Genomic DNA, 15,246 nt, shown 5'->3' on the forward strand with positions numbered 1-15,246 from the left:
GCCGAATCGGGTAAGACTGGTAAGCGTGGAGGGTGGCTGGGAGCGAGCACGCGAGATCTCGCGGCGCGTAGGGCGCGGAGTCGCCGACGCGGGCCGCGCGACAGCGCGCGCCAGTAAGGCCACGGCGAGCGGGACCGCGCGGGCGAGCAAGGCCACCGCCAAAGGTGCGCAAAAAGTCGGCAAAGCGACCCGCCGGCTCACGTACGCCAACGGCGCGGGCCGCACCGGGCTCGGCCGCCTGATCGAGTTGTCCGCGGGCAACAGCGCGAGCGACGCGATGGTCACGGTGGCGCTGGCGAGCACGGTGTTCTTCGGCGTGCCCGTCGGCGAGGCGCGCGGCTCGGTGGCTCTCTACCTGGTCATCACGATGGTGCCGTTCGCGCTGCTGGCGCCGTTCGTGGGGCCGATACTCGACAAGTTCAGGTCGGGGCGCCGCTACGTGATGGCGGGCACGCTGTTCGGGCGGGGGCTGCTGTGCTTCGCGATGGCCGCCGCCGTGGGGCCCGGCGACCTGCCGACGTTGTTCATCGGGGCGCTGGGCGTGCTGGTGTTGTCGAAGGCGCACAACGTGTCGCGGGCCGCGATCATGCCGAACGTGTTGCCCGCCGACATCGGCCTGGTGTCCGCGAACGCGCGGGTGGCGCTGTTCACGCTGATCTCCGCCGGGGTGGCGGTGCCGGTCGGCGCGGGGCTGACCGCGTGGCTGGGCAGCGCGGCGGTGCTGCGCATCGCGATGCTGGCCTTCCTGCTGCTCGGCGTCGTCGCGGTACGCCTGCCGCGGCACGTCGACTCCCCTGACCTGGAGGAGGAGGACGGTGCCCCCCGCTGGCGCACCCTGTTCAAGGTGGGCCCCGCGGTCGCCGAGGCCGTCTGGGCGAACGTGGCCATCCGCGTCTTCTCCGGTTTCCTGCTGTTCTTCCTGCTTTTCCTGGTGCAGGACAAGGCGGTGCCGTGGCTGGCGGTGACGCAGCCGTGGGCGCAGGACCCGTTCTTCGACATCCCCAAGACCATCGCGCTGCTCGCGCTCGCGGCCGGGCTGGGCGGCCTGGTCGGCGCCGTGGTCGCGAACTGGACGCGTAACCACGCGCCGCAGCTGATCGTCCTGGTCACGCTGGCCGTGACCGTCGTGACCGGGATCGTGACCGCGATCCTCTTCGGCCTGTGGACCGCGCTGGCGATCTCGCTGATCACGGCCTTCGCGCAGGAGCTGGGCAAGCTGGCGCTGGACGCGATCGTGCAGCGGGAGATCGGCGAGGAGGTGCGCTCGTCCACGTTCGGCGTGGTCGAGGCGGTGCTCCAGCTCGCCTGGGTGTTCGGCGGGCTGGTCGGGCTGGTGCTGTCGCTGAGCCAGAGCAGCGTGGCCGGGCTGGTCACACTGGCCGTGGCGCTGACCGCCGCGCTCGGCTGGCTGCTCGTCTCCAGGAGGAGGCGCGTGCGCGCGAACAAGGCCAGGCTGCGCAGGGAACGAGCCGAGCACGCCGCCGACCAGCAGCGGACGGACACGCTCGACCCGACCAAACCCCTGACCAACCCGAACGGCTGAGCGGACGGCTGAGCCGACGACTGGGCTTCGACTACGCGTCGAGGTCGTCGGCGACGGCCCTGAGCACCTGCGCGATCTTCTTGGCGTGCACCGGGTCCGGGTGCTTGCCCCGCTGGTAGGAGGTCGAGACGTCGTCGAGCAGCTTGATCAGGTCTTCGACGATGACCACCATCTCGTCCGGCTTCTTGCGCTTGGCCTTGGGCTTGGGCTTGGCCAGCGTGGGCGGCTGCTCCAGGATCCTGACCGAGAGCGCCTGCTGGCCGCGACGCCCCTCGGCCACGCCGAACTCGACCTTCTGGCCGGGCTTGAGCGGGCCTGCGCCGGTGGGCAGCGCGGATGAATGCACGAAGACCTCACCGCCGTCGTCGCGGGTGAGGAAGCCGAATCCCTTGTCGGCGTCGTACCACTTGACCTTGCCACTCGGCACAGGAGGACCTCGTTCAAACAGTCGAAAAGAAGGATGGATGGATGTAGGTTATGCCCCGCGACGCGCCAGGGCGACCGGGTAAATGCCGGGCATTTACCGGAGTTCATCATGCTTGCGCCAACCGGCGAACCAGGCGGCGAATTCGGTCAGGTCGCCCAACGCCACATCCGCACCGTGATCACGCAGCTCTCCCACCGTGTAGGGGCCGGTAGCGACTGTCACGCTCACGGCGCCGCCCGCGCGTGCCGCCTCGATGTCCGCGACATGGTCACCAACATAAGCCGCCGCGCCGAACCGCGCGAGTGCCGAACCCTTGCCGGCACCGAAAACCGAGCCGACCACCTCGTCCACGCCGAGCCCGAGCACCTTGACCGTGCCGATCGCGTCCCGGAGGTTCTTGGCCGTCACCACGATGACCCGGCCGCCGCGAGCGTGTACGGCCTCGACCGCGTCGTGCGCGCCCGCCATGGCCGTGTGCACCGGAACTCCCATTTCCGGATATATCTCCCTATATAGATCGGCGGCCGCCGTAATCTCCTCGGCCGGCAGCCAGTTGGCCAGCTCGACCTCCAGCGGCGGCCCCAGCCGGCTGACGATCTTCTCGCTGTCCATGGCCACTCCCAATCGAACCGACAGCTCCTCGTAAACAGCCGCGATGCCCGCCCGCGTGTCCGCCAATGTCATGTCAAGGTCGAATCCCACCGAAGTTGTCACATGTGCAGGATGCCAAACCCGGCTCTACCCCGCGTAACGGCCCTTGTTCTGGGAGCATAGGAATGGAAGAAAGGAATTACTTATCGGAGAGGAGCGGCTGTGACCGATACCCCCAAACCGCCGCAGGCCGGAGACCAGCTCGTCGCCTCCTCCGTCCCGCCCCGCCCGCACAGGCCCGCCAGGCCGGGCGGCGCACCGGTGACGGCGTGGCGCCGGATCGTGGCGTCCGTGGCCTACGTGGTGAAGGTCGCCTCCAGGGTGGCGGCGCTGGTGGTGCTGCTGTACGCGGTCTTCACGGTGTTCAAGGCCAATCCCGCGAACGTCTGGTACCAGTTCGTCGAGTCGCTCGCCTCGTGGTCGTCCCTGGGCCTGTCGAACCTGTTCCAGCTCGCGGACCCGCGGTGGACGACGCTGGTCAACTACGGCCTCGCCGCGGTCGTCTGGCTGATCTTCGGCTCCGCTCTGGCGAGCCTGATCCGGCGCGCCGCTCCCTAACGACTACTCTCCTTATGGAGGTATCAGCACAGACATGACCAGATCGACCCGTGAGCGGATCATCGATGAGGCCCTGCGGCTGTTCGCCGAGCGGGGCTACTCCGCCACTTCCGTGGCCGAGATCGAGGCCGCCTCAGGGCTCTCTCCCGGCGCCGGAGGGCTCTACAGGCACTTCAAGTCCAAGTACGAGGTGCTCTCCGCGGCCATCAACGAGCACGCCAGCCGTACCCGGAGCCAGGTGGCCGTGAGCCTGGCCGAGCTGGGCAGCATGGAAGGCGCGGTGGATCTGGAGGAGCGGCTGTCCCACCTGTGCCGCGCCGGGCTGGCCAAGGTGCGCGAGGAATCCGAGCTGACCCGGGTGTTCTTCCGCGACCTGAGCCAGTTCCCCGAGCTGGTCGCGGTGGTGCGGGAGGGGCTGCTGCAGCCCATGTTCGACGCGATCGTCACCTGGTTCCAGGCGCAGCCCGAGTACGACGACGCCAAGCTCGACTGGGCGGGCATCGCGGCGGTGCTCGGGGGCGCGGTGGTGCACTACCGGCTGTTCCAGGAGACCGTGGGCGAGTTGCCGGGACACGCGGAGAAGGACCAGTTCGTCGCCGCCTGGGTACGCCTCGCGGTCGGCCTGCTCCCCAGCCCGGCACCCGTCAGGTGACGTCCAGCAGCCGGTAGGCCAGCCAGACCACGCCGAGCCCGGTCCCGATCATGAACATCGTGCCGCTGACGTCGAAAAACTGCGTGAAGAACGCCTGTACGCCCGGCTCGCTCCCCACCCGCAGGCCCCCGATGAGCACCCCGCCCACCGAGTAGCCGAGCAGCGGCGCGCCGACCCCGACGATCCTGTCACGCATATTCCAGCTCTCGCTGAACAACACGAGGACGGCGCCGACCGCCCACACCACCACCGGAATCTCGAAGATCGCCAGCGGCGGCAGGTCGAACGGCACCAGCAGCGCCGCCACCACCAGGATCACCATCGCGGCGGTGTCGCGCGGATGGTCCTTGACGATGGTCCTGGCGTCCCTGCCGCCGGTGGCCATCGGGTTGGCGCTGGACATGGCCGCCCTGCGCAACCCCGCGAACGGCAGCCCCCGCCCCTCCTGCCCGCCGAGGCTTTCCTGGGCAATCCGCCGGTACGCCTGGACGCCCGGAGGCACGTCACGGTCGTCCACGATGGCCGGGAACCGCAGTGTCCCAGGTGCCGCGCCTACTTGCGGCCTGCCGCTGGAAGCAGCGGGATCACCGCCCGTGGCGGGGTCGCGCTTGGTGGCGGCGCCCGCCTCGGCCAGCCGGCGGACCTCGCGCTCGACCAGCGCCACCGGATCGCCGAACCTGGCCAGCACCTTCGACACCTCGCGGGCGTTCTGGCTGCCCTGCCGCTCGGCCTCGATCCTGGCCCGCAGCCGCTTGGCGAAGTCGAGCCGCTGGTCGGCCCTGAGCACGCCGTGGGCCGCGTCCGCCGCCTTGGAGACGTAGTTCAGCACCAGTTGGTCCGCGCGCTCTATCACGTCTAGCAATGCTGCCCCAATCAGGGGGGACATACCATGGCATCGATGGAGTTCACGGAGTGGATCAGGGGGCGCACCGACGAACAGCTACGGGCGCTCGTCTCCGCGCGCCCCGAGCTGATCACTCCGGTGCCCGCGCATCTGGAGGGCCTGGCGTCGCGGGCAGGCAGCCCTTCGGCGATCGGCAGGGCGCTCGACCGGCTCGACCGTTTCACGCTCGCCGTCGTCGAGACGCTGGCAGTGCAGAGCGGGCCGGTGACGAAGGACGCGCTACGCGACCTCATCGGCGCGGCCCTGGCGAGCGGCGACGCCGAGCGCGCCCTGGCGGCCGGCGACGCCGAGACCGGGCCGCCCAGTGCCGATCCCGAGCCCGCGTTGTCGGCGGCGCTCGACCGGCTGCGGGACCTGGCGCTGGTCTACGGGCCCGACGACGCGCTCGACCTCGGCCCGGGCGTGCGCAAGGTGCTGGAGGACCCGGCCGGGCTCGGGCCCAGGGTGGTGGACGTGTTCCGGCATCACGCGCCCGAGCAGCTCGACGAGCTGGCCGACGACATCGCCCCGGGCACCCCGGGGTCGGGCAAGGAACGGCTGACGGCCGCGCTGGCCGAGCCCGCCGCGCTGGTCGAGTCCGTCTCAGCCGAGGCCAGGGGCGCGCTAGACCAGCTCGTCTGGGGCCCGCCGACCGGCCGGGTGCCCAACGCCAGGCGCGAGGTACGCGTGGCCTCGGCCCGTTCGCCCATCGAGGAACTGCTCGCCCGCGGCCTGCTGGCGGCGACGGGCGAGGAGAGCGTGACGCTGCCCCGCGAGGTCGGCCTCTACCTGCGCGGCGGCCGGGTGCACCGCGACCTGCTCGCCGTGCCGCCGCCGCTCGAAGGGTCCGCGCGCGACCGCGAGCTGGCCGATCGCACGGCGGCGGGGCAGGCGTTCTCGTTCGTCAGGTCGGTCGAGGAGTTGTGCGAGCGGTGGAGCGTCGAGCCGCCGGGCGTGCTGCGTACCGGCGGGCTGGGCGTGCGCGATCTCAAGCGCACGACGGCCGAGCTGGACCTGCCCGAGTGGGTGGCGGCGCTGGTCGTCGAGGTGGCGCACGCGGCCGGGCTGGTCGCGGCGGGCGGCGGCGTGGACGGCGAGTGGCTGCCGACCTCCGGCTACGACCTGTGGCGGGTCAGGGACACCGCCGCCCGGTGGGTGACGCTGGCGGCCACCTGGTTGCAGATGGACCGCGTGCCCGGACTGGTCGGCGAGCGGGACGAGCGTGACAGGCCGCTCAACGCCCTGCACACCGACCTGCGCCGCGCGTCCGCGCCGGGAGTGCGGGCGGCCACCCTGAGCGTGCTCGCCGCGGCGCCCGGCCTCGCGCCGACCCGCGACTCCGTGCTCGAACGGCTGGCGTGGGAGCAGCCCCGCCGCCGGGGACCGTTGCGCGAGCAGCTCACCGAGTTCGCGCTACGCGAGGCCGAGCAGATCGGCGTCACCGGGCTGGGCGCGCTGTCCGCGCACGGGCGGGCGCTGCTCGACGGCGCCGACCCGGCGCAGGCGCTCGCGCCGCTGCTGCCGGAGCCCGTCGATCACGTGCTGCTCCAGGCCGACCTCACCGCCGTCGCGCCGGGGCCGCTCACGAGCGAGCTCAACCGCTGGATGACGCTCACCGCGGACGTCGAGTCGAAGGGCGGGGCCACGGTATACCGGTTCAGCGAAGGCTCGATCCGGCGCGCGCTCGACGCGGGGCACGGGGGCGAGGAGCTGGTGTCGATGCTGGCCCGCCACTCGGCCACGCCGATGCCGCAGGCGCTGTCCTACCTGGTGACCGACGTGGCCAGGCGGCACGGCCGCATCCGCGTGGGCACCGCCAGCGCGTACATCCGCTGCGACGACCCCGCACTCCTCGACCAGATCACCGCCGACCGGCGCTCCGCCGCGCTGCGGCTGCGCCGGCTCGCCCCGACCGTCATCGCGTCGCGCTCGTCGCGGGCGGCGCTGGTCGACTCGCTGCGGGCGATGGGGTACGCCCCCGTCGCCGAGTCGCTCGACGGCGACGTGATCATCTCCCAGCTCGAGAGCCGCCGTACCGAGGGGCTGGCGCCGGCCCGCACCATATCGTCGGCCAACGGCCTGGACCCGGGGGTCGCGGCGGCGGCCGTGCGCGCGCTGCGCGCCGGTGACGCGGCGCACCTGGCGCGCCGCGAGCCCGTCGACGCACCCGACGGCCACGTGCCGCGCGGGCCCGCGACGACCACGATCTCGGCCCTGCAGGAGGCGATCAAGCAGGGCGTACGCGTGTGGATCGGCTACCTCGACTCGCAGGGCAACGCGACCTCGCGCATCCTGGAGCCGGCCAGGATGGAGGGCGGCTACCTGACGGCCTACGACGAGACCAGGGCCGCCGTCCACCGCTTCGCCCTCCACCGCATCACCGGCGTGGCCGGGCTGTAACCCCGGCTAGAGCAGCGCCAGCGACTGCCTGGCCACGACGGCCGCGGGACCTTCGCCGGCCGCCAGCCGCCGCAGTTGCCGCACCGCGTCGCCCGGATACCTGACGGACAACCCGCCGCCCAGCGCCACGGCCGCCGTCGTGGCCGTGATCTGCCCGGGATCGGCCGCCCAGGCCAGCGCGAGCCTGAGCGCCTCGGGCGCCAGGGTGTCGTCGGCGCACATGTACGACAACACGATCGCCGCCGCCACCCGCTCGTCAGCCGTCCCCCGCGCCCACACCTCCAGGATCTCCTGCCGGACCTCCGTGAACGAGTACGCCGCCAGCGCCGCCACCCCTTCCGCGACCCGTACCCGGACCTGCGGTTCCTGCCCCGCCAGCGACCGGAGCCATTCGCGCAGCGGCTGCCACAACCAGAACCCGTACCGGCCGACCAGCTCGGCCAGCACGTGCTCGCGGTGGTGCGGTCCGCGGAAGGAGACCCGGCCCTCGGGCGTGGCGAGCAAGGGATGGGGGCCGCCGATCGGCTGGGGCCCGCGTTTCTCGTGCGCCTGCCAGATGCGTTCCAGCCTGGCGAACTGGCGCTCGAAGTCCGGCTCGGCCAGCCCGTGCAGGAACGCCACCGCGGCCGCCTCCCGCACCTCCCGCAGCAGCGGCTTGGTGTCGAACCAGGTGGCCACCTCGTCCCCCGGCGCCACCGACCTGGCCGCCAGGCGCACGACCTCGGCGGGCGACCGCGACGTCAGCGCCCGGTCCCTGGCGCGGATGAGCTCCTCCGGACTCCTGCCCGCCCGCAGGTCGAACGTGCTGAGGCACAGGTCGAACAGCTCCCCGGGATCGGGCGCGGCCCACGGCTGCTCCACCTCGAACGCCTGGGAGGGCCCGCCGTTTCTGGTGATGACCAGGTACGAGCCCAGCTCGGCCAGCTTGCGAGCCAGGTTGACCAGCTCGATCCGGTCGGTGCTCTCGGCGATCCAGTCGTGCAGCAGGTACGCCCTCCCGGGCTCGTACTCGGTCCTGGACAGCAGCTCGGGGGCGGTGCCGGCCGGGGACAGGACGGTGATCCTGCCTTCCGCCAGCGACATGCGCGACAGCAGCGCGATCGCGCCTAATCGTTTGCCCGTCTCCTCCCCGCCCACGAGCACCAGCAGGTGGCGGATGGAAAGCCGGCGCACCGCCTCGGGGAAGCAGGCGGGCTCCAGGTAGGAGCGCAGGAGGGTGTCGGCCTCCCGCCGGTTCAGGTCTCTGGTGACCGGGGCGGCCACGGCGCGCACGTGGTCCTTGACGGTTATGAGGCTCTGACTGAGCGTTATGTTTTCGAGGTCGATCTCGCCCGGTTCAGGCGTGTCGGTCACGAAGTCACCTCGGGATTAACGGGGAAAGTTTTCTACAGAAAATATCGTTGACTAACGAGTTTCTTCGTTTATACAGAGGCCTTACGTAGCGTCACCTTGCCGTGCTGACCAGGTGTTTTGCGTGATACCAGCCGCCTGGCCCGCCGACGCGGACGTGTCGATCATGCGCTCGGCAGGCCCACAGCCACTAGATCCACCAGCATTACACGATCTAGGCCAACAAGAAAACACGAATGTTCAGAGAGGGAGATTTATGTCCATTTACGGGGTATGCGGGTACCGTCCACAATGACTAGTCAAGGGCGGACGGGCTTGACGGCACATCCTCGATCGCATCAGGTTGGGCATGTGACCGAGCAAACGCTGGGCCAGTTGGCCGAGGAGTCATGGAACCGCTTCGACGACCACGATTCGGTGTTCTACGAAGGGGTCTGGCACCGCAGCCACGCGCTCGCCGAGCGGGCGCGCAGGATGTGCGGCGGGTTCGTGGAGGCGGGGATCGGGCCCGGTGACCGGGTGGTGGTGATGATGGCGACCTCGCCCGAGGTACCGCTGATCTACCAGGCGCTGTGGGCCGCGGGCGCGGTGGTGACGCCGGTGGTGTTCCTGGTGGGGACCGAGGAGCTGCGGCACATCCTCACCAACAGCGGCGCCGCCGCCGTCGTCACGTCCCCCGAACTCGTCGACACCGTACGGGCCACCGCAGTCGATATCCCAATATATGTGGATACGGCCAAGCTCGAACGGGCACCCGAGCACGGACGCGTCAGCAGGGACCCTGCAGACCTGGCCGCCCTCATGTACACCGGCGGCACCACGGGCACGGCCAAGGGCGTCATGCTGAGCCACCGCGGCCTCTGGCGGGTGGCCAAGGACGCCTACGAGATGTCCCACCAGGAGGGGAAGAATCGGGCGCTGGTGCCCGTACCGCTGTCGCATGCGTACGGGCTGATCATCTCGGTCGCCGCGATGCACGCCACGGAGCCGCAGCAGGCGGTGCTGATGCGCTGGTTCGAGCCGAAGGCGTTCCTCCAGCTGGCCGCCGAGCAGCACGTCCAGTACGGCACCGTCGTGCCCGCCATGCTCCAGCTGCTGCTCGCCGAGCCGCTCGAGTCGCACCCGCTGCCCGACCTCGCCTACCTCACCTGCGGCGCGGCGCCACTGGGCCGGGAGGTGCTGGAGGAGTTCGAGCGCAGGATGCCGGGCGTGCAGGTCCTGGAAGGCTACGGGCTGACCGAGACCAGCGCCGTCACCACGTTCAACCCGCCGGGCCGGCGCCGGATCGGCAGCGTCGGCCTGCCGCTGCCCGGCTACACGATCACCATCCGCGACGGCGACGGCGAGGCGGTGGAGATCGGGGACGTCGGAGAGATCTGCGTCTCGGGTGAGTCGCTGATGCTCGGCTACTGGGGCGAGCACGAGCCCGATCCCGAAGGCACCGCGCTGGTCGGCGCGGAGCTGCATACCGGGGACATCGGGTGCGTGGACGACGACGGCTACCTCTACATCGTGGACCGGAAGAAGGACCTGATCATCCGCGGCGGCTTCAACGTGTTCCCGCGTGACGTCGAGGACGCGCTCAACCAGCACCCCGACGTGGTGATCTCCGGCGTCGTGGGCCGGCCCGACCCGCGCGTCGGGGAGGAGGTCGTGGCGTTCGTGCAGCTCGGGGCAGGTGCGACGGCGACGGCCGAGGAGCTGATCGAGTGGGCCCGCGACCGGGTCGGCCGGGTGAAGTATCCGCGCGAGGTGAGGTTCGTGGACTCGGTGCCGGTAACGAGCGTGCTCAAGCTCGACAGGAAGGCGCTGCGGGCCAGGCTCGGCTGAGGCCCCGGATCCATCGCGAGATCGCACTCTCGGTCAGCCGCGTCCCGATTCCGTGATAAGTGTTGACCTGTCTGGAGGTGAACATGAGTCAGGAAGATCCGTCGGGGTATCCGTACCAACCTTATGGCGCGCCCTACGGTGAGCAACCACCCCCACAGTACGGCTATGGCTACGGCTATCCGCCGCCCCCGCGCAACGAAGGGCCGAGCGCCAACGCCATCGTCTCGCTCGTGCTCAACCTCCTCGCGCTCGTCTCCTGCTGCAACATCCTGGGCCTGCCTGGGGCGATCCTGGCGGGTCTGGCGCTGGGCAGGGCCCGCACCGACCCGCAGACCGCCAAGATCATGGTGATCTGGAGCTGGGTCCTGTTCGGGCTCGGATTCGTGCTCGGGATCGGCACCATTCTCTTCCTGGGCCTCAACGGCTACCTGGACGACTAGACCTCAGGTGATACGACCGGGGCCCGCGGACTAATCCGGGCGCCCAGGTTGTTGAGTCTCGGAGCGGCGGAGCCGGGATCGGGAGACGATGGTCCTGTAGCGCCCAAGCCCCAACCCCATGGAGACATGCCAGTGAGCGATGGACCGCTGATCGTCCAGTCGGACAAGACGCTGCTGCTCGAGGTCGACCACGACCAGGCCAACGCGTGCCGTAAGGCGATCGCGCCGTTCGCCGAGCTCGAGCGCGCCCCAGAACACGTGCACACCTACCGCGTCACCCCGCTGGCGCTGTGGAACGCCCGCGCCGCCGGACACGACGCCGAGCAGGTCATCGACGCGCTGATCGGCTTCAGCCGCTACCCGGTGCCGCACGCGCTGCTCGTGGACGTCGCCGAGACCATGGCGAGATACGGCCGGCTGCGGCTGGAGAAGGACCCGGGCAACGGCCTGGTGCTGACCTCCACCGACCGGGCGGTGCTCGAAGAGGTGCTGCGGTCCAAGAAGATCCAGCCGATGCTGGGCGATCGGCTCGGCCCCGACTCGGTCGTCGTGCACCCGAGCGACCGCGGCAACGTCAAGCAGGCCCTGCTCAAGCTGGGCTGGCCGGCCGAGGACCTGGCCGGCTACGTGGACGGCGAGCAACACCCGATCAAGCTGCTCCAGGAGGGCTGGTCGCTGCGCGGCTACCAGCAGGAGGCCGCCGACGCCTTCTGGCACGGCGGCTCCGGCGTGGTCGTGCTGCCGTGCGGCGCGGGCAAGACCATCGTCGGCGCCGCCGCCATGGCCCACGCCCAGGCCACCACGCTGATCATGGTCACCAACACGGTCAGCGCCCACCAGTGGAAGACCGAGTTGCTCAAACGCACGTCGCTGACCGAGGACGAGATCGGCGAATACTCCGGCTCGAAGAAGGAGATCCGCCCGGTCACCATCGCCACCTACCAGGTGATGACCACCCGGCGGAAGGGCGTCTACAGCCATCTGGAGCTGTTCGACGCCCGCGACTGGGGCCTGATCGTCTACGACGAGGTGCATCTGCTGCCCGCGCCGATCTTCCGGATGACGGCCGACCTGCAGGCCCGCAGGCGGGTCGGGCTGACCGCGACGCTGGTGCGCGAGGACGGGCGCGAGGGCGACGTGTTCTCGCTGATCGGTCCCAAGCGCTACGACGCGCCGTGGAAGGAGATGGAGAACCAGGGCTGGATCGCGCCCGCCGACTGCGTGGAGGTGCGGGTCACGCTGACGGACGAGGAGCGGCTGGCGTACGCGATGGCCGAGGCCGAGGAGCGCTACCGCTTCTGCGCCACCACGCCGTCCAAGACTCAGGTGACCGAGGCCCTGGTCCGGCGGCACCTGGGCGAGCAGGTGCTGGTCATCGGCCAGTACATCGACCAGCTCGACGAGCTCGGCGAGCACCTCAACGCGCCGGTCATCAAGGGCGAGACCAAGGTCAAGGAGCGCGAGCGCCTCTACCAGGCGTTCCGCGACAAGGAGATCCAGGTGCTGGTGGTGTCGAAGGTGGCCAACTTCTCCATCGACCTGCCGGAGGCGGCCATCGCGATCCAGGTGTCGGGCACGTTCGGCTCGCGCCAGGAGGAGGCCCAGCGGCTCGGGCGGGTGTTGCGGCCCAAGGCTGACGGCGGTGGCGCCCGGTTCTACACGGTGGTCAGCAGGGACACGATCGACCAGGAGTTCGCGGCGCACCGGCAGCGGTTCCTGGCCGAGCAGGGGTACGCGTACCAGATCATCGACGCCGACGACGTGCACGGCGAAGTGTAGGTGTAATGCCCGGCCGCTCTCCTGAGCGGCCAGGCATCAGCGTGTTGTCACGTCCACGAGACTCCGCGGGCCGAAGACAATCGAACCACCCCCCTCACCTGCGTACTATCACGCCGCCTGCGACATACCCTCATGATCCGACAAACCCACCTGATATGCCCGAATTTTTCGGTATTCCCAGGATGGTGGGCTCTGTCGGGTTTGTCATCGCACGAGCATCCCCCCGAGGAACAGCACGCCCTCCGCGAGGATCCAGGCGAGCACGCCGGCGCCCATGAGGCGCGCGAACGTGCGCGGGTCGCGCCTGCTCCACGGGAGCAGCCAGGCGGCCGCCGTGCAGCAGGCGGCCAGTGCGGCGAACAGCCCCGACACCGTGGAGACCGTACCAAGTCGCTGCGAGCACGTCGAAGCGGACTCGCCGCCCTCGCAGAACGCCTCCAGCCCCCACCCCGCGAACACCGACAACCCCCACAGCGCCGCGAGCAGGAAGCTCGCGATCGTGGGGATGATCGGCGAAAACCGCAGCTGTACGCGCGCCACCACCTATCCGTACCCCGAGTAAATACTTTGGAAGCCCGCGGGAGTCGTCGCTAAACTGGTCGATTCGCTGCCTTGACCACCTCCGTCCACCCACCAGGGAGGCACTTCCGCATGCCCGCACACCAGCTGGCCCCCGACATACCCTCCGACGTACTGGCCGCCGAGCAGGCCCACCTGGCCGAGTCCAGAGCCGCGCTCAAGGCCATGCGCGCCCACGCCCAGTCGTTGTCATCGGACGCGGCGGGTGACTGGGTGTCGCAGCAGATCCTGCAGGCGCTGCTCGACCAGCGCGTGGCCGCGCTGGCCGACCATCCGGACACGCCGCTGTTCTTCGGCCGCCTCGACCGCTCGGCCCCCGAGCGAAGGAGCTCGCGACAAGAGAGCGACGAAGGAGCCGACGAGGAGCGAAGCGGTCGCGACCATGAGCAGGACGACCTGCCCGGCACGATCTACGTAGGCCGCCGCCACGTGCACGACGGCCGCAGCCGGCCGCTGGTCATCGACTGGCGCGCGCCGGTGTCCCGCGCGTTCTACCAGGCCAGCCCCACAGACCCGATGGGATTGGTACGCCGGCGCCGCTTCGGCTACCACGGCGGCGCGCTCACCGCGTTCGAGGACGAGCCGCTCGCAGAAGGCGGGGAGATCGGCCCCTCCAGGATCCTCACCGACGAGATCGAACGCCCGCGTACCGGCCCGATGCGTGACATCGTCGCCACCATCCAACCGGACCAGGACGAGATCGTCCGTTCGACGCTGGCCCAGACGGTGTGCGTGCAGGGCGCGCCCGGCACCGGGAAGACCGCGGTCGGCCTGCACCGGGCCGCCTACCTGCTGTTCACCCACCGCGAGCGGCTGGCCAGGTCCGGCGTGATGATCGTCGGCCCCAACCGGGCGTTCCTGTCCTACATCTCCTCGGTCCTGCCCGCGCTCGGCGAGATCAAGGTCGACCAGACCACGGTGGCGGGGCTGCTCGGCGACTACCCCGCCGCCGAGGATCCGATGGTCGCGGCGGTGAAGGGCGATGCCAGGATGGCAGCGGTGCTCGAACGCGCGCTCTGGCTGCACATCGTCAAGCCGGAGGAGGGCGTGGTGTTCACCAAGGGGGTCTACCGCCACCGGGTGGCCGACTACGAGGTGCGCGAGATCGTGGCCTCGTTGCGCGGCACCACGCGGTACAACCCGGGGCGCGCGGCGCTGGCGCAACGGCTGGCCCACCTGGTGCTGGTACGCATGGAGCAACGCGGCGAGTCGCCCGACGACCGCGTCCAGGACGCCGTGGCCAGATCGAAGCCGGTCAAGCAACTCGTGGACACGGTCTGGCCGAAACTGACGCCGGAACAGGTGTTGTTCCGGCTCCTCGCAGATGCAGAATTCCTCACTAAAGCCTCCAAATCCGATTTGTCGCCCGACGAGCAAGAAATGCTCCTATGGCGGAAGCCGTACCGGGGCTGGAAGTCCGCCAAGTGGACCCCCGCGGACGCCGCCCTCCTCGACGAGCTCCGCGACCTGATGGAACGCACCCCGTCCCTGGGCCACCTGGTGGTGGACGAGGCCCAGGACCTCTCCGAAATGCAGCTCAGAGCCCTCGGCCGCCGCTGCCGCAACGGCTCGGCCACCGTGCTCGGCGACCTGGCCCAGGGCACCACCCCGTGGTCGACCAGCTCGTGGGAGTCCGTGCTCGAACATCTGGGCCAGCGCGAGGGCGAGGTCACCGAGCTGACGCTCGGCTTCCGCGTACCGAGAGAGGTTCTGGACTTCGCGGCCCGCCTGCTCCCCTCGATCGCCCCCGACCTGGCCGCCCCGCGGTCCCTCCGCCCCGGCCTGGGCTCGCTCACGGTGCGCCGGGGCGGCTCGATCGCCCAGGCCGCCGGCGAGGCCCTGGCCAAGGAGGGCTCGATCGGGATCATCGCCCCGGACGCGATGGTCGGCGAAGTCTCCGGTTCGCTGGCGGACCTCCCGCACGCGGTCCTGGACCCGGACTCGGTGGCGGAACACCGCCTGCTGATCGTCCCCGCGACCCTGGCCAAGGGCCTGGAGTACGACCACGTGGTGGTCGTGGAGCCAGCGGACATCGTCGCCGCCGAGCCCAGGGGCCTGGCCCGGCTCTACGTGGTCCTGACCAGGGCGGTGACCTCCCTCACGGTCCTGCACGACAAGGCACTGCCACCCGAGCTGGCGACCTGATCCGCGCCG

General features: G+C 70.4%; 13 protein-coding genes. 8 read left to right on the top strand and 5 right to left on the bottom strand.

Annotation, left to right across the window (positions count from 1 at the left end; all coding sequences use genetic code 11):
* Positions 1-25: 25 nt before the first annotated feature.
* Positions 26-1,543 (top strand): MFS transporter, encoded by a 1,518-nt coding sequence (locus ACFLIM_RS30515; protein ID WP_393171301.1) that lies wholly within the window; start codon positions 26-28, stop codon positions 1,541-1,543.
* Between the two features lie 31 nt (positions 1,544-1,574).
* Here ACFLIM_RS30515 and ACFLIM_RS30520 read toward each other — a convergent pair whose 3' ends face one another.
* Together ACFLIM_RS30520 and ACFLIM_RS30525 are read right to left on the bottom strand one after the other, a co-directional pair.
* Positions 1,575-1,970, bottom strand: a complete 396-nt coding sequence (locus ACFLIM_RS30520; protein WP_393171302.1) for a cold-shock protein — start codon at positions 1,968-1,970, stop codon at positions 1,575-1,577.
* A 93-nt stretch (positions 1,971-2,063) separates the two neighbouring features.
* A complete protein-coding gene (locus ACFLIM_RS30525) occupies positions 2,064-2,684 on the bottom strand; it encodes an HAD family hydrolase (RefSeq protein WP_393171304.1) in 621 nt (206 codons plus the stop codon).
* 99 nt (positions 2,685-2,783) lie between these two features.
* Here ACFLIM_RS30525 and ACFLIM_RS30530 point away from each other — a divergent pair, with 99 nt between their 5' ends.
* Positions 2,784-3,179 (top strand): hypothetical protein, encoded by a 396-nt coding sequence (locus ACFLIM_RS30530; RefSeq protein ID WP_393171306.1) that lies wholly within the window; start codon positions 2,784-2,786, stop codon positions 3,177-3,179.
* Positions 3,180-3,213: 34 nt separating this feature from the next.
* Positions 3,214-3,831, top strand: a complete 618-nt coding sequence (locus ACFLIM_RS30535; protein WP_393171308.1) for a TetR/AcrR family transcriptional regulator — start codon at positions 3,214-3,216, stop codon at positions 3,829-3,831.
* Here ACFLIM_RS30535 and ACFLIM_RS30540 read toward each other — a convergent pair.
* Entirely contained in the window at positions 3,824-4,684 is an 861-nt protein-coding gene (locus ACFLIM_RS30540) for a hypothetical protein (RefSeq protein ID WP_393171309.1), read from the bottom strand. The two genes, ACFLIM_RS30535 and ACFLIM_RS30540, sit on opposite strands and share 8 nt — an antisense overlap.
* Before the next feature lie 45 nt (positions 4,685-4,729).
* Here ACFLIM_RS30540 and ACFLIM_RS30545 point away from each other — a divergent pair, with 45 nt between their 5' ends.
* Positions 4,730-7,114 (top strand): helicase-associated domain-containing protein, encoded by a 2,385-nt coding sequence (locus ACFLIM_RS30545; RefSeq protein ID WP_393171311.1) that lies wholly within the window; start codon positions 4,730-4,732, stop codon positions 7,112-7,114.
* Between the two features lie 6 nt (positions 7,115-7,120).
* Here ACFLIM_RS30545 and ACFLIM_RS30550 read toward each other — a convergent pair whose 3' ends face one another.
* Complete coding sequence (locus ACFLIM_RS30550) at positions 7,121-8,467, bottom strand: hypothetical protein (RefSeq protein WP_393171313.1); 1,347 nt, start codon at positions 8,465-8,467, stop codon at positions 7,121-7,123.
* 348 nt (positions 8,468-8,815) lie between these two features.
* On the opposite strand from ACFLIM_RS30550, the gene ACFLIM_RS30555 reads away from it, so the two are divergent.
* The 3 genes from ACFLIM_RS30555 to ACFLIM_RS30565 all read left to right on the top strand — a co-directional run bounded on the left by ACFLIM_RS30555 (position 8,816) and on the right by ACFLIM_RS30565 (position 12,513).
* Positions 8,816-10,294 carry a class I adenylate-forming enzyme family protein gene (locus ACFLIM_RS30555; protein WP_393171315.1) on the top strand — a complete coding sequence of 493 codons (1,479 nt, stop codon included), beginning with the start codon at positions 8,816-8,818 and terminating at the stop codon, positions 10,292-10,294.
* A gap of 83 nt (positions 10,295-10,377) precedes the next feature.
* Positions 10,378-10,734, top strand: a complete 357-nt coding sequence (locus tag ACFLIM_RS30560; RefSeq protein WP_393171317.1) for a hypothetical protein — start codon at positions 10,378-10,380, stop codon at positions 10,732-10,734.
* A gap of 126 nt (positions 10,735-10,860) precedes the next feature.
* Entirely contained in the window at positions 10,861-12,513 is a 1,653-nt protein-coding gene (locus ACFLIM_RS30565; protein ID WP_393171319.1) for a DNA repair helicase XPB, read from the top strand.
* A gap of 204 nt (positions 12,514-12,717) precedes the next feature.
* On the opposite strand, the gene ACFLIM_RS30570 is transcribed toward ACFLIM_RS30565, so the two are convergent.
* Positions 12,718-13,053: a hypothetical protein gene (locus ACFLIM_RS30570; RefSeq protein WP_393171321.1), complete on the bottom strand. Its 336-nt coding sequence runs from the start codon at positions 13,051-13,053 to the stop codon at positions 12,718-12,720.
* Positions 13,054-13,164: 111 nt separating this feature from the next.
* Between ACFLIM_RS30570 and ACFLIM_RS30575 the strand changes: the two genes are divergently transcribed.
* Positions 13,165-15,237, top strand: a complete 2,073-nt coding sequence (locus ACFLIM_RS30575) for a HelD family protein (protein ID WP_393171322.1) — start codon at positions 13,165-13,167, stop codon at positions 15,235-15,237.
* The last annotated feature ends 9 nt before the right edge of the window (positions 15,238-15,246 follow it).

This window comes from Nonomuraea marmarensis, assembly GCF_043197025.1.
GTDB classification, from domain to species: domain Bacteria; phylum Actinomycetota; class Actinomycetes; order Streptosporangiales; family Streptosporangiaceae; genus Nonomuraea; species Nonomuraea marmarensis.